Origin of the sequence: Snodgrassella sp. CS2 (assembly GCF_050310315.1) — a bacterium.
In the GTDB taxonomy this organism is placed as follows: domain Bacteria; phylum Pseudomonadota; class Gammaproteobacteria; order Burkholderiales; family Neisseriaceae; genus Snodgrassella; species Snodgrassella alvi_E.
This window is the reverse complement of the sequence record NZ_JBNPBA010000001.1, coordinates 97,509-118,141: the sequence shown is the minus strand read 5'-3', so window position 1 is coordinate 118,141 and position 20,633 is coordinate 97,509. Positions and strand designations below refer to the sequence as shown.

20 protein-coding genes are annotated in these 20,633 nt (G+C 43.1%); 8 read left to right on the top strand and 12 right to left on the bottom strand.

Features of this window, described 5'->3' with window-relative positions; all coding sequences use genetic code 11:
* Nucleotides 1–8 precede the first annotated feature (8 nt).
* Nucleotides 9–896, top strand: a complete 888-nt coding sequence (locus ACQP6D_RS00535) for a metal ABC transporter substrate-binding protein (RefSeq protein ID WP_427857172.1) — start codon at nucleotides 9–11, stop codon at nucleotides 894–896.
* 55 nt (nucleotides 897–951) lie between these two features.
* Here ACQP6D_RS00535 and ACQP6D_RS00530 read toward each other — a convergent pair whose 3' ends face one another.
* Nucleotides 952–1,833 (bottom strand): ferritin-like domain-containing protein, encoded by an 882-nt coding sequence (locus tag ACQP6D_RS00530; RefSeq protein WP_427857171.1) that lies wholly within the window; start codon nucleotides 1,831–1,833, stop codon nucleotides 952–954.
* A 124-nt stretch (nucleotides 1,834–1,957) separates the two neighbouring features.
* Between ACQP6D_RS00530 and ACQP6D_RS00525 the strand changes: the two genes are divergently transcribed.
* Nucleotides 1,958–2,371: a DUF1090 domain-containing protein gene (locus tag ACQP6D_RS00525; protein ID WP_427857170.1), complete on the top strand. Its 414-nt coding sequence runs from the start codon at nucleotides 1,958–1,960 to the stop codon at nucleotides 2,369–2,371.
* A gap of 188 nt (nucleotides 2,372–2,559) precedes the next feature.
* Nucleotides 2,560–3,174, top strand: a complete 615-nt coding sequence (lolA, locus tag ACQP6D_RS00520; RefSeq protein ID WP_427857169.1) for an outer membrane lipoprotein chaperone LolA — start codon at nucleotides 2,560–2,562, stop codon at nucleotides 3,172–3,174.
* Nucleotides 3,175–3,226: 52 nt separating this feature from the next.
* Here lolA and ACQP6D_RS00515 read toward each other — a convergent pair whose 3' ends face one another.
* Complete coding sequence (locus tag ACQP6D_RS00515) at nucleotides 3,227–3,655, bottom strand: hypothetical protein (protein ID WP_267390372.1); 429 nt, start codon at nucleotides 3,653–3,655, stop codon at nucleotides 3,227–3,229.
* Nucleotides 3,656–3,733: 78 nt separating this feature from the next.
* Nucleotides 3,734–5,995 carry a DNA internalization-related competence protein ComEC/Rec2 gene (locus ACQP6D_RS00510; RefSeq protein WP_427857168.1) on the bottom strand — a complete coding sequence of 754 codons (2,262 nt, stop codon included), beginning with the start codon at nucleotides 5,993–5,995 and terminating at the stop codon, nucleotides 3,734–3,736.
* A 511-nt stretch (nucleotides 5,996–6,506) separates the two neighbouring features.
* Between ACQP6D_RS00510 and ACQP6D_RS00505 the strand changes: the two genes are divergently transcribed.
* Together ACQP6D_RS00505 and aspS are read left to right on the top strand one after the other, a co-directional pair.
* The gene (locus tag ACQP6D_RS00505; protein WP_267390374.1) at nucleotides 6,507–7,223 is read left to right on the top strand and encodes a DUF502 domain-containing protein; all 717 of its coding nucleotides are present in this window, start codon (nucleotides 6,507–6,509) and stop codon (nucleotides 7,221–7,223) included.
* 70 nt (nucleotides 7,224–7,293) lie between these two features.
* Complete coding sequence (gene aspS, locus ACQP6D_RS00500) at nucleotides 7,294–9,102, top strand: aspartate--tRNA ligase (RefSeq protein WP_427857458.1); 1,809 nt, start codon at nucleotides 7,294–7,296, stop codon at nucleotides 9,100–9,102.
* A 93-nt stretch (nucleotides 9,103–9,195) separates the two neighbouring features.
* Here the strand turns inward: aspS and trmA are convergent, their stop codons facing one another.
* Nucleotides 9,196–10,287: a tRNA (uridine(54)-C5)-methyltransferase TrmA gene (gene trmA / locus ACQP6D_RS00495; RefSeq protein ID WP_427857167.1), complete on the bottom strand. Its 1,092-nt coding sequence runs from the start codon at nucleotides 10,285–10,287 to the stop codon at nucleotides 9,196–9,198.
* Between the two features lie 50 nt (nucleotides 10,288–10,337).
* Complete coding sequence (locus ACQP6D_RS00490) at nucleotides 10,338–11,054, bottom strand: SDR family NAD(P)-dependent oxidoreductase (protein WP_427857166.1); 717 nt, start codon at nucleotides 11,052–11,054, stop codon at nucleotides 10,338–10,340.
* Nucleotides 11,055–11,524: 470 nt separating this feature from the next.
* Between ACQP6D_RS00490 and bioB the strand changes: the two genes are divergently transcribed.
* The gene (gene bioB, locus ACQP6D_RS00485; RefSeq protein ID WP_427857165.1) at nucleotides 11,525–12,574 is read left to right on the top strand and encodes a biotin synthase BioB; all 1,050 of its coding nucleotides are present in this window, start codon (nucleotides 11,525–11,527) and stop codon (nucleotides 12,572–12,574) included.
* A gap of 208 nt (nucleotides 12,575–12,782) precedes the next feature.
* Nucleotides 12,783–13,538, top strand: coding sequence for a tRNA adenosine(34) deaminase TadA (gene tadA, locus ACQP6D_RS00480; protein ID WP_427857164.1), 756 nt, complete (start codon nucleotides 12,783–12,785; stop codon nucleotides 13,536–13,538).
* 68 nt (nucleotides 13,539–13,606) lie between these two features.
* On the opposite strand, the gene ACQP6D_RS00475 is transcribed toward tadA, so the two are convergent.
* The 6 genes from ACQP6D_RS00475 to lpxK all read right to left on the bottom strand — a co-directional run bounded on the left by ACQP6D_RS00475 (nucleotide 13,607) and on the right by lpxK (nucleotide 18,032).
* Complete coding sequence (locus ACQP6D_RS00475) at nucleotides 13,607–14,380, bottom strand: sulfite exporter TauE/SafE family protein (RefSeq protein ID WP_427857163.1); 774 nt, start codon at nucleotides 14,378–14,380, stop codon at nucleotides 13,607–13,609.
* 12 nt (nucleotides 14,381–14,392) lie between these two features.
* Entirely contained in the window at nucleotides 14,393–14,923 is a 531-nt protein-coding gene (locus ACQP6D_RS00470; protein WP_367578130.1) for a CNP1-like family protein, read from the bottom strand.
* Nucleotides 14,924–15,045: 122 nt separating this feature from the next.
* Nucleotides 15,046–15,693, bottom strand: coding sequence for an adenylate kinase (gene adk / locus ACQP6D_RS00465; RefSeq protein ID WP_100140600.1), 648 nt, complete (start codon nucleotides 15,691–15,693; stop codon nucleotides 15,046–15,048).
* 59 nt (nucleotides 15,694–15,752) lie between these two features.
* A complete protein-coding gene (kdsB, locus tag ACQP6D_RS00460) occupies nucleotides 15,753–16,511 on the bottom strand; it encodes a 3-deoxy-manno-octulosonate cytidylyltransferase (RefSeq protein ID WP_267390382.1) in 759 nt (252 codons plus the stop codon).
* Nucleotides 16,508–16,696, bottom strand: a complete 189-nt coding sequence (locus tag ACQP6D_RS00455) for a Trm112 family protein (protein ID WP_267390383.1) — start codon at nucleotides 16,694–16,696, stop codon at nucleotides 16,508–16,510. The genes kdsB and ACQP6D_RS00455 overlap by 4 nt, the downstream gene beginning before the upstream one ends.
* Nucleotides 16,697–16,991: 295 nt before the next feature.
* Complete coding sequence (gene lpxK / locus ACQP6D_RS00450) at nucleotides 16,992–18,032, bottom strand: tetraacyldisaccharide 4'-kinase (RefSeq protein WP_427857162.1); 1,041 nt, start codon at nucleotides 18,030–18,032, stop codon at nucleotides 16,992–16,994.
* A 119-nt stretch (nucleotides 18,033–18,151) separates the two neighbouring features.
* On the opposite strand from lpxK, the gene xseA reads away from it, so the two are divergent.
* Nucleotides 18,152–19,504, top strand: a complete 1,353-nt coding sequence (gene xseA / locus ACQP6D_RS00445) for an exodeoxyribonuclease VII large subunit (protein ID WP_427857161.1) — start codon at nucleotides 18,152–18,154, stop codon at nucleotides 19,502–19,504.
* Between the two features lie 236 nt (nucleotides 19,505–19,740).
* Here xseA and ACQP6D_RS00440 read toward each other — a convergent pair whose 3' ends face one another.
* Nucleotides 19,741–20,604 (bottom strand): ATP-binding protein, encoded by an 864-nt coding sequence (locus tag ACQP6D_RS00440; RefSeq protein ID WP_427857160.1) that lies wholly within the window; start codon nucleotides 20,602–20,604, stop codon nucleotides 19,741–19,743.
* Nucleotides 20,605–20,633 lie beyond the last annotated feature (29 nt).

Here is a 20,633-nt window from a genome sequence, read left to right as displayed (position 1 = left end):
TATAAAAAATGAAACGAGGCTTTTTTATTTGCCTGCTTAGTATGTTTCTGTGTAGTTTAGCCAGCCTGCTTCAGGCGGCACCGCTGCCGGTTATCACCAGTTTCAGTATTCTGGGCGATGTTACACGACAAATTGGCGGTGAACGTGTACAGGTCAGAAGCTTGATTGGTTATGATCAGGATGCGCATATGTATCAGCTGGTCAGTAAGGATTTACGCGACATGCGCTCAGCCAGACTGATTCTACTTAATGGTTTAGGCCTAGAACCATTGTCTTTGCAACGAGCTGCTCAACAAAGCCGCGTACCTTTGGCTACTGTTACTCAGGGCATTCAGCCTTTAATTATGACAGACGACGGTCACGACCATCATCAGCACACAGACCCACATATATGGAATGACCCCGTTCTGATGCAGACCTATGCGCGTAATGTTGCCAAAGCACTGATTAAAGTTGATCCGCAAGGCAAAGCCTATTACCAGCAGCGACTGGCTGCTTACCAGCGCCAGCTGGCAGAGCTCAATAACTGGGCAACTAAAATATTTAATGCTGTACCGGCAGACAAACGTAAGGTATTGACTGGTCATGATGCTTTTGCCTATATGGCCAAGCGTTACAGTATTCAGTTTATTGCTCCGCAAGGTGTAAGCACTGAAGCCGAGCCATCAGCGCGTCAGGTGGCAGCAATTATTAGCCAGATACGGCGTGAGCATATCAAAGCCATTTTTATAGAAAACATTAAAAATCCGAAAATGGTGCAGCGAATTGCCAGCGAAACTCAGACAAAAATCAGTGGTCGTTTGTACTCAGATGCCTTGAGCAACGGTACGCCAGCAGCAACCTATATTGATATGTTCCGTTTTAATGTTAATGCACTCGCTGCGGCTATGAAATAGATTGAGAATACAGTTTCAGAATTCTTTGGCCGTTATTACCTAACAGAATACATATTTAGTTTTGCAATGCCAGCCGCCAGTTGTGTACATCAGACTGGCGGCTTTGTTCGAAATTTTCCAGCATTTCCAGTTCAAAACGGGAAAAACCTGCTTGTTCTCGTGCTTCGATATTTACATAACCTCGGAAAATAAATAAATCATAACGGCTGAGTAAACGCCGAAATAAAGCCTGTGGTTCTAGCCCTCGTTGTGCGCATAAATACTGATACCAATAATTTCCCACTTGAACATGGCCTACTTCTTCGCGGTAGATAATATCTAATACTGCACAGGTATGCTCATCTCCTTTTTGTGCAATTTTAGAGCGCATTCCTGGGGTAACATCCAGCCCACGTGCTTCCAAAACGCGTGGTACCAAAGCCATCCGCAGCAGTGGGTCGAATGCGGTTTTATAGGCCATGTCCCATAAATGATTGTGCGCAGCAAAGTCACCATAATCATAGCCGAAAGCTTGCAGACGTTGCCGCATAAGCTGAAAATGATGTGCTTCTTCAGCTGCAATACGTACCCAGTCGCGGGTAAATTCTTCTGGCATGAGACGAAAGCGGTAGGCTGCGTCTAGCGCCAGATTGATTGCATTAAATTCAATATGACAAACGGCATGTAATAAAGCCGCATATCCTTCCTCGGTTGAAAATTTACGGCTTTTCACTTTAGAAGGCGGTACCAGCTTAGGTCTTGCGGGATGGCCGGCAAAACGAAAATCACTTATAACAGCCGTTACCTCCCTCTTCAGAGCATTGGCTGGTGTTTGAATACATAATTTATGAGCAGTATGGCTCAAAGAACATTTTTCATCAGGCAAAGTACTTAACAAAGCTGATTCCAATAAGGCAGCAATGGACATTTTCACAGAAAGGGGTAAAAAACTGAGCATTCAGTATACATGTGCTGCAGTAACAAAATAAACTTTGATTTAAACTGAATTTACATTTTAGATAGTGTTTATCGCTGCTTAGTTTTACAATACACAGAATTAATTTTCTCTAGAGGTTAAATTTATGAAAACAACACGTATACTTAAAGTGGCTCTGCTTTGTCTGTCATTGTCTGCCGCCCTACCAGCTTTGGCCGATCATCAATGGCAAACCTGTGCTGAAAAACAGCAACAGATTGATAATAAAATGCAATATGCCCGCGCCAATAATAATCAAAGACAGATTAACCGTCTTAATGCACAAAAGGCCGATATTGCGCAAAATTGTAACAACAATGATTTGCGTCAGAAATATCAGCAGAAAATCGCTAAGCTAAATAATAAAATTGATGAAACACAGCGTAAGCTAACAAAAGCTCAGGCAAAAGGCGACACCGATAAAGTAGCAGAGCTGCAAAACAAAATGAATGAAAATACAGCCAAACTTCAACAGGCAAAACAGAATTATGCCCGTTTTGAGCAGGCTGCCAAACAGTAAAATAGGCTAATATCCACACCAATAAAAAAGCTGATTTATCCGCTTTTTTATTGGTATTTTTATGCCAAGTGCAGACGTGTCTAGGTCTTAGTCCAGAATGGCATGACCTATCAAACATTGATTTTCTGTTCCAACTTTATCTGTAAACAGCTAAAATATTCAATAATTGTTAAGCAAAGGAGTATTTAATGCGGATTTTGTCTCAGGCTGTACTCAGCGGCATTTTGGCTTTCAGTACTGCATGGGTTAATGCAGGCGGACTGGAAACTTTGCAAAAATTCAATGCTGATACAGATGGTATTTCCGGACAGTTTAGTCAGTCAGTGAAAAGTAAAAAGCGAACTCAGACAACTGCGGGTTTTTTTGCTATTCAGCGGCCGGGGCTGTTTCGCTGGGAATACACCCAGCCCTATAAACAGATAATAGTAGGTGATGGAAACACTGTCTGGCTTTATGATCAGGATCTGGCTCAAGTCACAAAACGTGCTCAAAATCAGACAATTGGCGATTCTCCAGCAGCCATTCTATCTAATAAAACAGCCTTAAATGCCAACTATTCATTATCTGATGATGGTAGCAGCAACGGTATTGACTATGTCCGTGCCTTACCTAAACGTAGTAATACAGGCTATCAGAATATTCGTATCGGTTTTAAAGGTGAGAATCTGGCTAATATGCAGCTAAAGGATAGCTTTGGTAATCTGACTACGATTACATTCAGTAAAATCAATACGCATCCACAATTAAACCGGGCACAGTTCAAGTTTACACCTCCCAAAGGTGTAGACGTTCTAACTCAGTAAGTAAACTTATAACAAGGCAAACAGACAGGTTAAACCTGTCTGTTTTTTTGCATTAGCAGCGATGAACAAATGTCCGTCCATTGTGACTACTTCGACACCAACGCGGCCGGAACATCATCCAGTCCATATCATTGTCCCATCTACGTTGCATGGCCCAGCTACGCGCCTGCTCTAGCTTCACCTGATTGATATAATTATTCCATGCCAGCTTGTAGCAGCTTTGAAAAATAGGCAAGTTTACTTTCTGCATGTACTCTTGAGCTATTTTGGCATTAGCAGGGTCAGAAAAAAAAGCTGGATTCTGCATCTGAGCCTGCATCAGCTCAGCGGTGCGAGGGTCGCACTGAGCAGCTAGATCAAGTTGTAATTTTTGCTGTGCAGCTTTCTCTGCCGCAGCCCGTGCTGCTTTTTGCTCTGGGGTAGCACATGCAGCCAGTATGAAAGCTGTCAGGATATATATAGATAGTTTACGCCAGTGCATGTTGAATCCTTCAAATCAGCCGTTTATTTATTTTATCCATTATACGCCAGTATATTATGGCGTTCAGTTGCTGGTAAACTAAAGCAATGCTGGTTTACGCTGCCAATAAGGCCGGTAGTTTTGTAATAACTTCCAATGTAGTGGGTGTGAAGATAGAGTTGTCTGTAATCCTCCCTGCCGGTCGGTGCGTAATAGAGTAACACCTTCTTGTTTCAGTAACTGTTGAACCTCTGCGTGAGGATGGCTATAAGAATTGGCAAAGCCGGCACTGGCTACTGCATAGATAGGAGCCACAGTACGAAGAAAGTTTTTTTCACTGGAATGTTTACTACCATGATGGCCTAATACAAGAATCTGACTAAATAAATCATCACCATAAGTCTCTACTAAAGCTCGTTCTCCTTGTTTTCCCAGATCGCCAGTTATTAGCAGTGCCTTATCAGCGCTGAGCACTCGCAAAACACAACTGTAATCATTTTTTTTATTATTCTGTGTTACTGGTAGATTCAAAAACTCAAACCATACTCCATCCCATTTCCAGTTTTCACCACCTAGGCAGGGTTGCACCGGAAAGTTATAGGCTTTGCTCTGTCCAGCAATAATTTTCAGTGGTTGCAGTGGTTGCAGCTGTTGCCTAATTAACGAAGCACCACCATCATGATCATTATCATGGTGTGACAATATCAGCGTATCCAAACGATTGATACCAGCCGCACGCAGGTTGGGCATAAGCACAGACTGTGCCGCGTAAGCTGTACCGGTATCAAATAGCAATTCATGTCTGGCGGTAGTAATGCTGATGGCTAGTCCCTGCCCTACATCCCATATTTTGATATTAGTTTCGCCAAAAGCCGGTTTAGGAGGCCGGTAACACAGCAATAAAAGCAAAATAAGCAAACACAAAGGCCGCAAATACCAGCCTTTAGGCAAAAGTAACAACATAACTGCAACAGCAGCAATCAACCACAAGGCTAACGGTGCCTGTGCCGGATAGTATTCTGGAGCATAATCAGCAATCCAATGCAGCATACGCATAGTTCGCTCAGCCAGATAAGCCGCCATCGTGCGTAAGATATCTAATGGCAATATCAACGAAAGCAAAGCCAGTGGTACCAGTACCAAGGTAAACCAGGGAATGGCAACAGCGTTAACCAGTGGCGAGATAATGGCTACCGAGCCGAAACAATAAGCCACCAGCACCACGGAAGCCAGACCGGCAGCCCATTGTCCCTGTACCATCTGCCGCCATTTAGCATGCTGACTATTACCGTCACCTGCCCACATCAGCACTGCTACCAATAGAAAAGATAGCCAGAAACCCACGCTTAATGCCGCTAGCGGGTCAAACAGCAGCACTAATGCTATGGTCAGCCACCACACTTGAAAAGCGCGTAAATAACCGCGACGCCACGTAAGTGCCAGTATAATAATCATCAGCATACTCCGCTGTGTAGGTACAGCAAAGCCGGCCAGAGCGCTGTAAACAATGGCAGTTATAACTGCTGTAGAGCGCGTATATATCCACGGCTGATGGATTCGTACCGGCATATACTGCAAGAACTTGCTGCATAGCCATCCTGCCAGCATAGCCAACATCCCCACATGCAATCCGGAAATACTGACTAAATGATTTAGTCCCAACGGGCGGAATATCTGCCATGCGCTTGCTGGTAATGCAGATTGTTCCCCCACAGCAAGCGCTTTCAGGAGAGCTACACCTTGCGGATATTTTTGCTCTTGATTATGCCAACGTGCGCTGCACCACATGCGCCACTGAGCAAGTTTTATTTTCCAATCTGAAGCAGCTGTTAAAGCTTTACGCTGTCCCTTAACGACATTAGCCATAGCTCCGATACTATTACTGAGCGCCCACGCTTCACGATTGAACCCAATCATATTGTTTTCCCCGATAACAGCGCGAACTTTGGCCTTAATCTCCCATCGGCTCCCCACTGGCCATTCTCGCCTGCTGTAATCAGTAATCAACCATTGTTGCTGCCGACCGTCGGGTAGGTTTACTTGAGCAACAAAGCGGCTGCGTTGTGTATCCTGCTGCGGTATATCTTTAACCTGAATAGTCACAATCTGTAGTTCAGCCTTATCGGTTATTGGCCACTGCTGTTGTAAGACTGTATCGGTGCGCCATAACCCAAAAATTACACCTGCACATAGTGCTGCAACACAACGACACCACAGCCAACCAGAACACACAAACAGTATCAACAATACGAAAAAAACACCAATCCATGGCCAGATATAAGCCTGAGGTAGTAAAAAAGAACCGCAAACACCTGTTACCCACCATGGCAGCCACGCACAGAAAAAACGGAAACTGGCCATACAGAAAGCTATAACTTCCTAAAACGTTATAAGAATATTGATCAAGGTACAGATTATACCAAATAGATTAACATAAAAATTTATTTGTAATTATTAATTATTCATTAGTTATAAATTGCAAATAAGAAATTAAATCGATTTTGCTGATATGGTAAAGTGAATCTTCAAAAATTCGGTAAACCAATGCTTGCAGAATCTAAAATAAAAGGTTCTCTATTATTTTTATTTAATATCAAAAATTTAAAATCAAAAAAATTAATTGTATACGAAAATATAAATACATACATTTGATCAATTCAGCATACCGATGCTGACGATACAAATCAAACACATATAACAGTTAATAAAGATGTATCTCAGACATCATCAAACCAATTCTGAATCTTTGTTTGCCCCTTAAAATAAAATTTAATCAACATCAGTAATAGACACTGTGAAAACAACCAAATATGGGTATAATATAAAGTTTGATATTTGTAATCAGAACAGATTAAAAGGACTTTCTCAAAATATGGCACCACAGCCTGCCGAGGGCGGAAAACTAAAAAAATCTCTGAAAAAGTACATGCTCACCGGCGTGCTGGTCTGGCTGCCCATTATTGTCACCATTTGGGTAATCAGCTATATCATCGGCATGGCTGATGAGCTGGTGAATATTTTACCGGCACGTTGGCAGCCACAGGCACTTTTCGGTTTTAAAATTCATGGTCTGGGTCTTGTAGCAGCTATAATCGTGGTTTTCTTCACTGGCCTATTGGCTGCAAATATGCTCGGACGTAAAATATTTGCCGCATGGGACGCCTTGTGGGGACGCATTCCGGTAGTGAAAAGTATCTATTCTGGCGTAAAAAAAGTTTCTGAATCTCTTTTGTCAGATTCGCGCCAGTCATTTAAAACACCGGTTCTCATTCCGTTTCCGCAGCCCAATATCTGGACAATCGGATTTGTATCTGGACATATACCGGATAATATTGCGTCGGCATTGCCAAAGCAGTCTGATGCTACCCAGTCCAATGAATATATTTCGGTTTACGTGCCCACTACTCCCAATCCCACTGGTGGCTACTATATTATGGTCAACAGTAAAGATGTACGTGAAATTGATATGAGTGTGGACGATGCACTGAAATATGTTATTTCATTGGGAATGGTGCAGCCGGATGAACCACCGCACAACCAATCTTTACAGGCAATATTTTCTTTACATAAGCCTGCCAGACCAAATTAGCATACAACTGGCCGGAATGGATATTCCTGATAACACAATTAACCGTAATCACAGTAACAAAGGCATCAAAATGCGAACCAACTATTGTGGCTTAATCAACGAACAATACCTCGACCAAACCGTCACCGTGAAGGGTTGGGTTCATCGCCGCCGAGACCATGGCGGAGTGATATTCATAGATCTGCGTGACCGAGAAGGCATTGTACAGGCTGTAATTGATCCGGATACACCAGAAGCATTCAGCTTGGCTGATTCTGCACGTAATGAATACGTATTGAGCATTACCGGCCGCGTGCGCGCACGTCCGGAAGGTACTAAAAATGACAAAATGATTTCTGGTGGCATTGAATTGCTTGCCAAAGAAATTGAGATTCTCAATACTGCAGCTACGCCCCCCTTCCTGATTGACGATGAGGGCATCAGCGAGAATGTTCGTCTGACCAACCGCGTTATCGATTTACGCCGTCCAGTAATGCAAAATAATTTGCGTTTGCGCTATCGTGTTGCTATGGCCGTGCGCAGCTATTTAGATAGCCAAGGTTTTATCGATATTGAAACACCGATGCTTACCCGCTCCACTCCAGAAGGTGCGCGTGATTATCTGGTGCCCAGCCGTGTATTCCCAGGTGAATTCTTCGCTTTACCGCAATCACCGCAATTATTCAAACAATTACTGATGGTGGCCGGTTTTGACCGCTATTATCAGATTGTTAAATGTTTCCGTGATGAGGATTTACGTGCAGACCGTCAGCCGGAATTTACCCAGATCGACCTTGAAACATCGTTTCTGAACGAAAACGAAATCATGGACATCACTGAAAACATGGTAAAACTGGTATTTCAGAAAGCCTTGTCCGTTGAATTGCCTACATTTCCTCGCATGAGCTGGCATGATGCTATGTTCCTTTATGGTTCAGACAAACCGGATTTACGTGTTAGCCTGCAATTTACCGAACTCACCGACGTAATGAAAACGGAAGAATTCAAAGTATTCCGTGCGGCTGCCGACATGAAAAATGGCCGTGTTGTAGCTTTGCGTGTACCGAACGGTGCCTCTTTGAGCCGTAAGGAAATTGATACCTATACTGAATTTGTGGGTATTTATGGAGCCAAAGGTCTGGCTTATATCAAAGTTAATGATATTAGCAAAGTAAATAACAGCGAAGACAGTGGTTTACAGTCACCAATTGTGAAATTCCTGTCTGACACCGCGTTGCAATCAATTATTAACAAAACCGGTGCTCAAAATGGCGATATTATCTTCTTTGGTGCCGATAAAGCCAAAGTGGTAAACGAAGCTATTGGTGCTTTGCGAATCAAAATTGGCCACGAACATGGTGCTGCCAATGGTTACTTTACTAATGAATGGCGCCCGTTATGGGTAGTTGATTTTCCCATGTTTGAATATGATGAGGAAGAACAACGCTGGTCTGCTATGCACCATCCGTTCACCGCTCCGAAGGCTGGCCACGAAGACCTGCTCGCAAGCGCTCCGGAAGAATGTATTGCCCGTGCTTACGATATGGTATTAAACGGCTGGGAAATCGGCGGTGGTTCTATCCGTATCCATCGCGCAGATATTCAGGAAAAAGTATTTGCTGCGCTAAAAATCACGCCTGAAGAGCAGCAGAATAAATTTGGCTTTTTACTGAATAATCTGAAATTCGGTGCTCCACCCCATGGTGGTCTGGCTTTCGGTTTAGATCGTTTGGTAACCTTAATGGCGGGTGCCGATTCCATTCGAGACGTGATTGCTTTCCCGAAAACACAACGTTCACAAGACTTGCTGGTAGATGCACCAAACCACGTTGATGAAAAACAACTGCGCGAACTAGGCTTGCGCCTGCGCCAGAAAGTACAAACTGAAGAACAGAATTAAAATGTTTTTCTACAAAAAAACTGCCTGCAAATATCAGGCAGTTTTTTATTGATATAAAATATAACAAATAGAAAACATGCTATGAATTAGATATTAACATCTCTGTAACCAGACACCTGATTCAATATGCGGCGTGAACGGAAACTGGTCAAACATCGCAGCCTGCCTTACCTGATGTGTTCTTAACAAAGTTTGTAGATTATCATGCAGGGTAACTGGGTTACAGGATACATAAATTATATTGTCGAATTTCTGTAATAGTTGCAGCGTGTCTGCATCAATACCGGCTCGTGGTGGATCCACAAATACCGTACTGAATTCATAATCACCCAAATTAATCTGTTCGCTGACAAGACGCTTAAAAGTTCTAACACCGGCATAGGCTTCAGTAAATTCTTCAGCCGAAAGCCGTACAATAGCTATATTGTGAATTTGGTTAGTATCTATATTCCAGCGGGCAGCCTGTACTGAGGTTTTTGATACTTCGGTAGCCAGTACGCGGCGGAAATGACGTGCCAATGGCAAGGTAAAATTTCCATTACCGCAATAAAGTTCCAGTAAATCTCCCATTGGAATAGCTTTAGCAACATTTGTTGCCCAGCTAAGCATCGACTCACACACCACTGCATTAGGCTGGGTAAAACCGCCTTCCAATTGTTTGTACTGAAACACTTCATTATCTACGCTTAATCGTTCGATAACGTAATCGCGCTCAAGTACCACTTTTTGTCCACGGCTGCGTCCTATGATCTGAATACCCAGCTTAGAGGCTAAGACCTTAGCTGCCTGCATCCAGTCGTTATTCAGTTTTTTGTGATATATCAGGCTAACTAGCGTATCTCCAGCCAGTGTAGTCAGAAATTCTACCTGAAATAATCGTGATTTAAGTAACTCACTAGTCTGTATGCAATCAAGCAATACTGGCATCAGTGAATCGATATTTTTGTGAGCGACAGCAAAGTGCCGCAATTTTTGCACACTACCATTACCAGCCTTTTCCCCTGGAGTAAACATGGCATAGCTGCATGTTTCGCCATCATGCCAGATGCGGAATTCAGCACGCATGCGATAATGTGATGCAGGTGAAGTAAAAACCTGCATCTCAGAAAATGCACAGTCGGCAAATAATTTATTCAGATAAAGTTGTTTTTCAGTAAGCTGTTGCTGGTAGGCGGCAGAGGTCATGAAGTTTTGTCAGGCAAAGCAAAAAGGGAGCCATTATAACAAACCCTTGTCTACTCCCGCACATCCCGCAGTGTTTGCTGACCATAATCGTCGGCAGCAATCATGGCCGCAATCTTCTGTGCGGTTTCGGCTGCACTCTGCAACTGGCTATTTGTTTTCATGTTAATAAAATTGTTTACCATGGGAAATTTGGCGGCATCAGCTGCACGGATGCATTGCTGCATATTGGTATCCACTACACCAGGTGCAATACTGGCAATACGCACGCGTGGATGCTGCTCCGCAGCAATGACAGCCGCATGCTGATCCAAAGCTGCCTTAGTGGCACCATATACACTCCAGCCGGCAATGGGATGGCGACCGGCACCGCTGCTGATATGGGCAATGCGTATAGAAGCTTTGGTGGCAGCTGCAATTACTGCATTAGTGAGCAGCATAGGCGCAGTGATGTTTACAGCTATGGCTTTGGAAATGGCATCACAGCCTTGCTGACCCGCCAGAGCATTTGGCTCCACCATTCCGGCATTATTTATCAGCGTGACCTCATTTTTATTTTCCAGTCCGTTTTGCCAACTGGCCGATTGCACCAGTGTGGATATAGCTTCAGTATTGGCAAAATCAATAGCATATTGTAATAGCCTTTCCGGCGGATTATCCCAGCCATGGCGCGATAATCCGATCACCTTAACCTCTTGATTCAGATAATATTCAGCCAGTGCGCGCCCCAATCCTCGGCTATGTCCAGTGATTATGACACAATTTTGCATATTGATTTCCCTTTCCAGTATTTTGCTCATTCCATGCAGAAAAGAATATCTACTGAGCTAATCAAATTATATTTATTCTAAAACAGCCCCAGATAAATTTTCCAGCTAAAAGATAGCAAAAATAAACTAATTTTTAACACTTACTGATATTTAATTTGTAAACATCGTTGATTCAACAATTTAATTAAATTTTGAATTAATATCTACACATAATATCGCTGAAATAAATAAAATTTCTAACCCTTTGATTGGCTCGATTCTAATTAATTTTCTCATATAAAGCAGTAAGTACATTATTGCTTTTACCTGATAAAAAAATTTAATTTATAAATGAAAAATAATCTAATTCAAAGAGATGTGAGTCAAAATTTATTTTTTTAATATAATAATATATTCAAAACGGTTGACAACAAATTTTTACATATTAAGATGCACTGTATTTATCAGATTGACACCAAAAGGAAATTTATATGTCATTAGGTGCTATTCGCCATAATTGGGCATTGCCGGAAGTTATGGAATTATTAAAATTGCCGTTTAATGATTTAATTTTTATGGCTCAAACTGTGCACAGACAGAATTTTCCTGCCAATCAAATACAAATATCTACACTTTTATCCATCAAAACAGGTGCCTGTCCAGAAGATTGCAAGTATTGTCCCCAATCAGGCCATTATAATACCGGGCTGAATAAAGAAAAATTGCTTGAAGTACAGAAAGTAATTGATAAAGCGAAAGCTGCTAAAGAAGCAGGCTCCACTCGTTTCTGCATGGGTGCAGCATGGAAGCATCCTACCATTAAAGATATGCACTATGTTTTGAAAATGGTAAAAGGAGTAAAAGCATTGGGAATGGAAACCTGTATGACATTGGGTAGTTTGACGCAAGAACAGGCAACCGCCCTTGCCGATGCGGGATTGGACTACTATAACCATAACCTTGATACTTCACCTGAATTTTATGGTCATATAATTACTACTCGTACTTATAGCGAAAGATTACAAACACTGGCTTATATCAGAGCAGCCGGTGTGAAAATTTGCTGTGGCGGCATTCTTGGCATGGGTGAGTCAATTAAAGATCGAGCAAATCTGTTGATTCAATTAGCCAATTTATCAGAACATCCAGAAAGTGTACCTATTAATAATTTAGTTAAGGTTAAAGGTACTCCTCTGGAAAATGAAAAAGATATTGATCCTTTCGATTTTATTAGAGTCCTAGCTGTAGCCCGTATTATGATGCCAAAATCCCATGTTCGCTTATCCGCTGGACGGGAAAAGATGAATGAACAAACTCAAGCTCTTGCATTTTTAGCCGGCGCTAATTCATTATTTTATGGCGATAGATTATTAACAACTGCAAATCCTCAGGTAGAAAAGGATCAGGCTCTTTTCCATAAGCTCGGGATTATTCCAGAAAAACATGAGGATCACAGCGATGAAATTCATCTAGCAGCCATCGCTCAGGCCGTTAATGAACAAAGACAGATTAATAACTCAAACAAAACTTCAGTTTCCTAACTAGAAATCAAAACCTAAAAGTTTTTAACTGAAATTAAAAACATCTTTTTTCAATATCCTGCCGTTAAATATAAGGATGAATATTTAATGTGATATCGTTCGATTTTTATTTAAAAATAATACTAATTTAAAATAATGAGACATAATTTATTCACTTGAATCAAATTGAATTATAGTAAGATAAAGTGCATTAATTTTGTTTTGACATATGAATACCTTAATGACCACGCCCCCATTACCACATAAAACGATTACTTTCTTAAAACAACTTAATATACATAATGTGGAAGATTTGCGGCGCCGTGGCCCGATTACAACTTTTTTACAACTGCGAAATATTAGTACAGGTACTACTGAAAGAGTATTATGGCAATTGATTGCACTGGCTGAAAACTGTAATGTTCAAAGCATAGGCACAGAAGAGAAAGAATATTGGCGACAACAACTCAAACAACATCCGCCAGTAGCAATATTTCCAGCAAAAGAAAACATGGAATTTTGGATGCGTCATGCATTAATGGCAGCGCATCAGGCACAGTTATTGGATGAAGTACCTGTTGGCGCGGTAGTTGTTTATAAAAATAATATTATTGGTCTAGGCTACAATCGTTGTATCACTGATCATAATGTGAGTCATCACGCGGAAATTCAGGCACTGACAGAAGCAAGCCAAAAACAAAAGAACTATCGTTTACAGGAATGTGATGTTTACGTGACTCTTGAGCCTTGTGCCATGTGTGCAAGCGCTTTGATTCAGGCTCGAGTACATAGAGTTATTTATGGCGCCGCAGAACCCAAAACTGGTGCGGCCGGCAGTGTGGTAGATTTATTTGCCGATCACCGGCTTAATCAGCACACTGCCATTCTAGGCGGAATAATGGAATCAGAATCGCGACAAATATTACAACAGTTTTTCTGTAAAAGGCGTTCATCTTCTCTTTCCACAGAAGACAATTCAATCTGAACTATAGATAGATATTTGAATAATTACTGCCGCGTTTGCATCTTAAATATGCATCATTTATTCTATTATCACATCAAATCGTAGCCAAATTTACCAATCATAATACATAGTAGAACAATAAATCCTTTGCGTAGTAATTTAGTACCGCCACGCATGGCCAGTCTGGCTCCAATTAGCCCGCCCGTTAAATTAGCTATGGCCAGAGGAATTGCCCAATGCCATATTACATAGTGATGAGGTATAAAAAAGCACAAAGCCGCCAAATTTGTGGTCAGGTTGATAACTTTGGATGAAGCCGTAGCAGTAATAAAATCAAAGGCGAAAAACCGCACAAACACAAAAGCCAGTAAACTGCCAGTGCCTGGACCAAAAACGCCATCGTACAGGCCGATAAGGGCGCCGATTATCAAACCATGTATGTATTCGCGCTTAGTAAGTACACTTTGGCGTTCAACCTGTCCAAGGTCTTTTTTCAGAAATGTATATGCCGCCATTACGATTAAAATAATCAGAATAGACGGCTTCATCCATGACGTTGGCAGGTATACAACAATATGAGAGCCCAGATACGAAAAACCAAATGCAAGTACAGCTGCAGGTATCAGCATAGCCCAAGGTACGGATATGCGGCGAGTATATTGAGCAGCGGCCACTAATGTGCCACTGGCTGAAGCGAATTTATTCACACCCAAAACAACTGGAGCGGGAGTTTGTACTGGCAGTGCACCAAAGAGGCCTGGTATCTGTAACAGTCCACCCCCACCCACTGCAGCATCCATCAGACCAGCACTAAATCCTAGAATTAACAGCCACCAAATATGAGCATCATTTAACCAATCCACATATCTTCCTGTCTAGCGCATAGCGCGAGTTGTGATGCGCTGCATTAATTCTTCGTGGTTCCGCGGCAAACCGTCTTCACAAAAGGTCTGATACAGTACAGAGCGCACTCTATCCAGTTCATTCAGTGAAGTGCCGATAACTTTCCACTGGCCATTGCGTGGCTGAATCCAGCGTTTGTTAACATCATCACCAAAGCCGAATACTTTCATGCGTCGTGTAGGACAATGAATCGCTTCTGCTGAAAGATTGTTAATACCCTGCGCCGACTGCTGATTCAGAATATAGTGCACAGTTCGATCGGGATTAATGGATATGCTGTTGAGCAAAAGCTTGGGGTGGCCACTGTAAGTCTGGTTGATATATACATCTACCCACTGCTGGTTACCTGCAGGATAGGCGGGTAATGGTACGGCCTGCTCTTCCCATGCCTGATTTTCATCTGGACCTATATAGTGTTCGTTATATAAGGTTTCCTTTCGTGCCAGTGCTAGAGCACATATACCAAGTAATAGGGTTGCAAGCACGGTTTTGGCAATATTCATACCAAATTCTCCGGAACTGAATCTCTATTCAGTATTCTTGATTATGAAATCGTTTTGGTACATAACAGCTAATTTTCAGGCTGTCTACCTTTTCGAACAGACAGCCTGATGGTTTACTGATATTACAGTTTTAATGCTGCCAACACTTGAGTTTTCACTGCCTCTACTGGCTGCGTACCGTCTACACGGATATAATCTGGCGCATTGTCACCATCCTGTTTGCCATAAAAATCAATCAGCACTTCTGTCTGCTCATGGTAAACCTGCAAACGCTTTTTGATGGTTTCTTCCTGATCATCGTCCCGTTGAATCAGCGGTTCGCCGGTTTCATCGTCTACGCCGTTGACTCTGGGTGGATTGTAAATCAGATGATAGGTACGCCCTGACGGTTGATGAACTCTGCGGCCGGATAGGCGTTCGATAATAACTTCATCTGGTACAGCGATTTCTACCACTGCATCTAAATGCACACCTGCTTTTTCCATTGCCTGAGCCTGAGCCAGCGTGCGCGGGAAGCCATCAAATAAGAAACCATTGGCACAATCTGGCTGTGCAATCCGTTCTTTAACCAAGCCAATAATAATATCGTCCCGTACTAATCCGCCGGCATCCATAATTTTTTTGGCCTCAACACCCAGAGGTGTGCCGGCTTTAACAGCCGCACGAAGCATGTCTCCGGTAGAAATCTGCGGAATATTGAAAGCAGCAGTAATGTATTGTGCCTGAGTGCCTTTTCCGGCTCCTGGCGCGCCTAACAATAGAATTTTCATTGCAACTCCTGAAAAACACTTAAGTTAAATAAAAGATAAACTGTTCAGATTTGATGTTGTCAGTTTGTCCAGCTGGCACGTACGCGTTCAAGATCAGCTGCTGTATCCACGCCAGCCGCCGGTGCGTGAGAGGTAATTTGTACTGCGATACTAAAACCATGCCATAACACCCGTAGCTGCTCCAGTGACTCAATTTGTTCCAATGGTGATGGAGTTAGCTCAGTATATTGGTGCAGAAACTGTACCCGATAGCCATATATACCGATATGCCGGTACACGGAGATATCCGTAGGCATTACTTCAGCGCCGCTACGCATTAGTTCCCGCGGCCAAGGTATCGGGGCACGGCTGAAATAGAGGGCATTATTTTGATTGTTCAGCACAACCTTAACGCAATTCGCATCGGTAAAATCAGCGTAATCAGTTAATTTGTGTGCAGCGGTAGCCATGGGAGCCTTGCTTTGCGCCAACTGCATAGCCACAGCATTTATTAGCTCTGGTTCAATCAGTGGCTCATCCCCTTGCACATTGATAACACAATCCTGATCAGCCAAATTCAAAATCCTTGCAGCTTCAGCCAGCCGAGTGGTACCACTTTCATGCTCGGTGGCTGTTAGCACTGCTTCAATTCCATGCTCCTGACAGGCAGCCTGAATATCTGCGTGGTCTGTAGCTACAACAATTCTGTCTGCATTACTTAGTTGCGCACGCTCGGCTACGCGTACCACCATTGGTTTACCATGGATATCTGCTAAAGCCTTATTAGGCAGACGGCTGGAAGACAAACGAGCCGGAATTAATACGATAAAATTACTCATGCGCTAGCCGCACATTCTTCATCTGATAGCTGACGTGCCTCATTAATCAGCATATAGGGAATACCATCTTTAATCGGAAAAGCCAGACGAGATGCCCGACACCACAGTTCCTGCTGCTGTGTATGCCATTGTAGTTTCCCCTTACATTCGGGGCATACCAGAATATCCAAATATTTTTGATCCATTTTTAGTCCTTCATACCACTGTAGTGGCAAGCTATATCCTTATCGATTCGGATTGTATTTGAATCAGGCACAGCCGCTTATTTAATTTCCAATCGCAATCATCAATGACTTTACCATATAACGGAATAGTGAGACAGTACAACATTTCTCTATCCGTTACGTACTCATCCCGCTTTATTCTGAATATGCTCTCGTGTAAATGAGGCAATTGATATCAGCCAAGATACTTTCCTAGAACAAATTTTACCAGCAGCCAGTGCTGATGGCATCTGTTTAATTAAATAACTATTGGAATTTATGGGCGCTGTTGTAGTTGTAATTCAGTCTGAATAAACTGCGCTAAATCAGGACATATCTGTGCAGAAAGCGGTAAAACCCAGATGTTGTTAGGCATGGATGTGGTCAGTTTAACTGCATCCTTTTCGGTGATAAATACCACGTCTGCCTCTGGCCAGTCTGCCGATTCAATGCTGGCATGATCATTTAATGCTACGGTTTGTACAAGCTCAATCCCTAAATTTTGCAATGCCAGAAAAAAACGCTGCGGACGCCCTATGGCTGCTATGGCAGCACAATGTTTGCCTCTAAATTCTTGAGCCTGTGCCGTACGATGCGGCTGATTCAAAGAATAAAAAGCGCCATAATTGATTGAGCTATAACCTTTCCATTGGTTATTAATGATTAGCCCCGCCTGGTTGGCCTGTTGTATAGATTGCTGGTTACCCTGACTAAAAATAATACCATTTACGTATTGCAGCCGGCGTAAAGGTTCACGTAAAGGACCGTTTGGCAGTACATCCATTTTTCTGCCGATATCAGCGGATGGAAAAACCACGATTTCCATATCTCGTTTCAAAGCATAATGCTGTAGGCCGTCATCACTAATCAGGAGCTGTATGTCTGGGTAAGCAGCTAACAGTGCTCGGCCGGCAGCTTCACGTGTGGTGGCCACTGCAATTGGTGCCTGTGTTTGCTGAAACAGCATTAGAGGTTCATCTCCGGCCTCACTGACAACAGTGCCATTCTCAACAATAACAGTCGTCTTACTGCTGCGCCCGTATCCCCGGCTGATAATACCTACTTTTATTTGTCGCGCCTGCAGTGCCTTTACCAAAGTTGCTACAAGCGGTGTCTTACCTACTCCACCAACATGGATATTGCCAATCACCACTACAGGGCATGGCAATTTGGTGTTAGATAATATACCTGTCCGATAAAATAATCGACGCAGCCAGGTTATGGTCTGAAAGATTCTGGCAAGCGGCCACAATGCGATACTCAAAGCCATTTGAGGATGCTGCCAGTGACGCTGTATTAAACCGGCTAACCAGTCCATGTTGTGGCTCTCAACGATAAAATACTACTATACCATGGCACGCAGACGGAACTGAAACTCAACATAAAAGTCCGTATAATATTCAGCTAATAAATTTGCAAAAAATAATGGTGTTTTCTATGTCTGAATTCTTTGCGCCTGCGGCGCTGAGTGTTTCTGAGCTGAACGCATGTGCGCGGCAGTTGCTCGAAGAAAATCTGATTGGTCTGTGGGTAGGCGGAGAAGTTTCCAATCTTACCCGTGCAGCCAGTGGACATTATTATTTTTCACTAAAAGATGCGCGCGCGCAGGTTCGCTGTGTATTGTTTAAAGGTGTAGCACAGCAAATGAGCCAGCCATTGCAAGAGGGTGATCATCTGGAAGTTTCCGGCAAAATCAGTATTTATGAAGCCCGTGGAGAATTTCAGATTACCGTTAATGCCGTACGCCATAAAGGCTTGGGACAGTTATACGAAGCTTACGAACGACTCAAGCAACAATTAACAGTAGAAGGCCTGTTTGCAGCCGAACGTAAACGCCCTTTACCTGCTCATCCGAAGGTAGTCGGCGTGGTAACCAGTCTGGCGGCAGCAGCCTTACGCGATGTGGTGACAACTTTACGCCGGCGCCATAGTGGTATTCATGTGATAGTTTACCCTACAGCGGTACAGGGAGCCGGCAGTGAAATGCAGATTGCAGCGGCTATTGCCAGTGCCAATCAGCATGCTCAAGCGGATGTACTGATTGTCTGCCGTGGTGGTGGCAGTATTGAGGATTTGTGGTCTTACAATGAGGAAATGGTTGTTCGTGCTGTAGCCGATAGCATTATTCCGACCGTGAGTGGTGTGGGTCATGAAACTGATTTCACCCTGACAGATTTCGCCGCTGATGTGCGCGCGCCTACGCCTACTGCTGCCGCAGAATTGGTTAGCCCAGATATGGCACAATTGCGGCGCAATGTCGCTTTATTGCAGACCCGTATCTATCAAATACTGCAGCAACGCTATTATGATGCTTCACAACGGCTTGACTGGCTGGCACGTCATTTAAGACACCCACAGCAAAATTGGCAGCAACAACAGCAGCAATTATCTGATATGCAGCGCGTATTGCAGCTCAGCATGCAGCGGCAATTCAGGCAGCACCAGCAAAATCTTTTACAGCAACAGCACCTTTTAATCAATCTGCGGCCTCAAACCGACCATGCACACCAAAGGCTTATTTTTCAACATCAGCAATTGCAGCAGTTATGGCAACACATTCTGCTAAATGCACAGCAAAGATTACAACAGCAGAATTCGTTACTTGAGGCTGTATCACCTTTGCAGATTTTGGCCAGAGGTTATAGTGTGGTAACCAATCAGCGTGGGCATATCGTTAGTGATGGTAACAAACTGAAAACCGGTCAGTTTCTTAATATTCGTTTTGCCAGCGGCGAGCGCAGTGTACAGGTCGCTCCACCCAAAGTTCAATCGGATTTATTTGATAACTGAATTGGAATTCTAAGATAGCAATTCTGACGCAAAAGGATGAGAATAAAAGCTTATTAGCGTCCATTCATATCGCTGTCTGTTAGCTGATCAAGGTTTAAAACCGATTCCTCGCAATTCTTAGTTTCAGAATCTCAAGCCACTACTCATTGAAAAAACTTTTGATAAAAATATACCTTATCAAAAGTCTTATGTTTGTTTAGAGACACCAATATATCAACGATTAAAGCTGTCAATACTTAAAGAGTGCGCTCTTCTGGTTTTCGTCCAGCCCAATCGCACACAAATTGCCATGCCACCCTGCCCGAACGGCTGCCGCGGCTCTGGCTCCAGTTTAGTGCTGCGCGTCGGGCAGTATCATCCATTTGTAAACCTGCCTCAGCCAGCCAGTTTTCTACGGCCTGCAAGTAAGCATTCTGGTCAAATGGGTAAAAACTTAGCCACAATCCGAAACGATCAGACAAAGACACTTTTTCTTCAACCGCTTCCTGTGGATGGACTTCCCCGCCTTGGCTTGTCTGAGCCATATTGTCTGCCATATATTCCGGCATTAAGTGACGTCGATTAGAAGTTGCATAGACTAATACATTATCACAGCGTTGTGATAAACCGCCGTCCAGTGTGGTTTTCAAAGCCTTATAAGCTTCGTCGCCATCTTCAAACGACAAATCATCACAAAACAAAATAAATTTTTCCGGCCTTTGTTTTAGTATATTCAGCAACGCAGGCAAAGTAAGTAAATCATTTTTGTCAACTTCCACCAGTCGCAGACCCTTGCTGGCATATTGATGCAATAACGCTTTTACCAGTGAGGATTTGCCTGTACCGCGTGCACCGGTCATCAATACATTATTTGCAGAACGGCCAGCTAGAAACTGTTCAGTATTACGCACTAGTTGCTTGCGTTGCTCATCAACAGCGGCTAGACAGTTAAGATCAAATGTATGCGGATGCGGCAGGCTTTCCAGAACACCTTTATTACCCAGCCTATGCCAGCGGTAGGCAATAGCTGTCCAGTCTGGTTCCTTAGCCAAAGGCGGTAGTATGGCATCAAGCCGCTGCAATACTGTAGCAGCAAGCTGTATGAGTTCCTTGCGTTTCATGTGTTTTCCTCATGATTATTTTCGTAGTT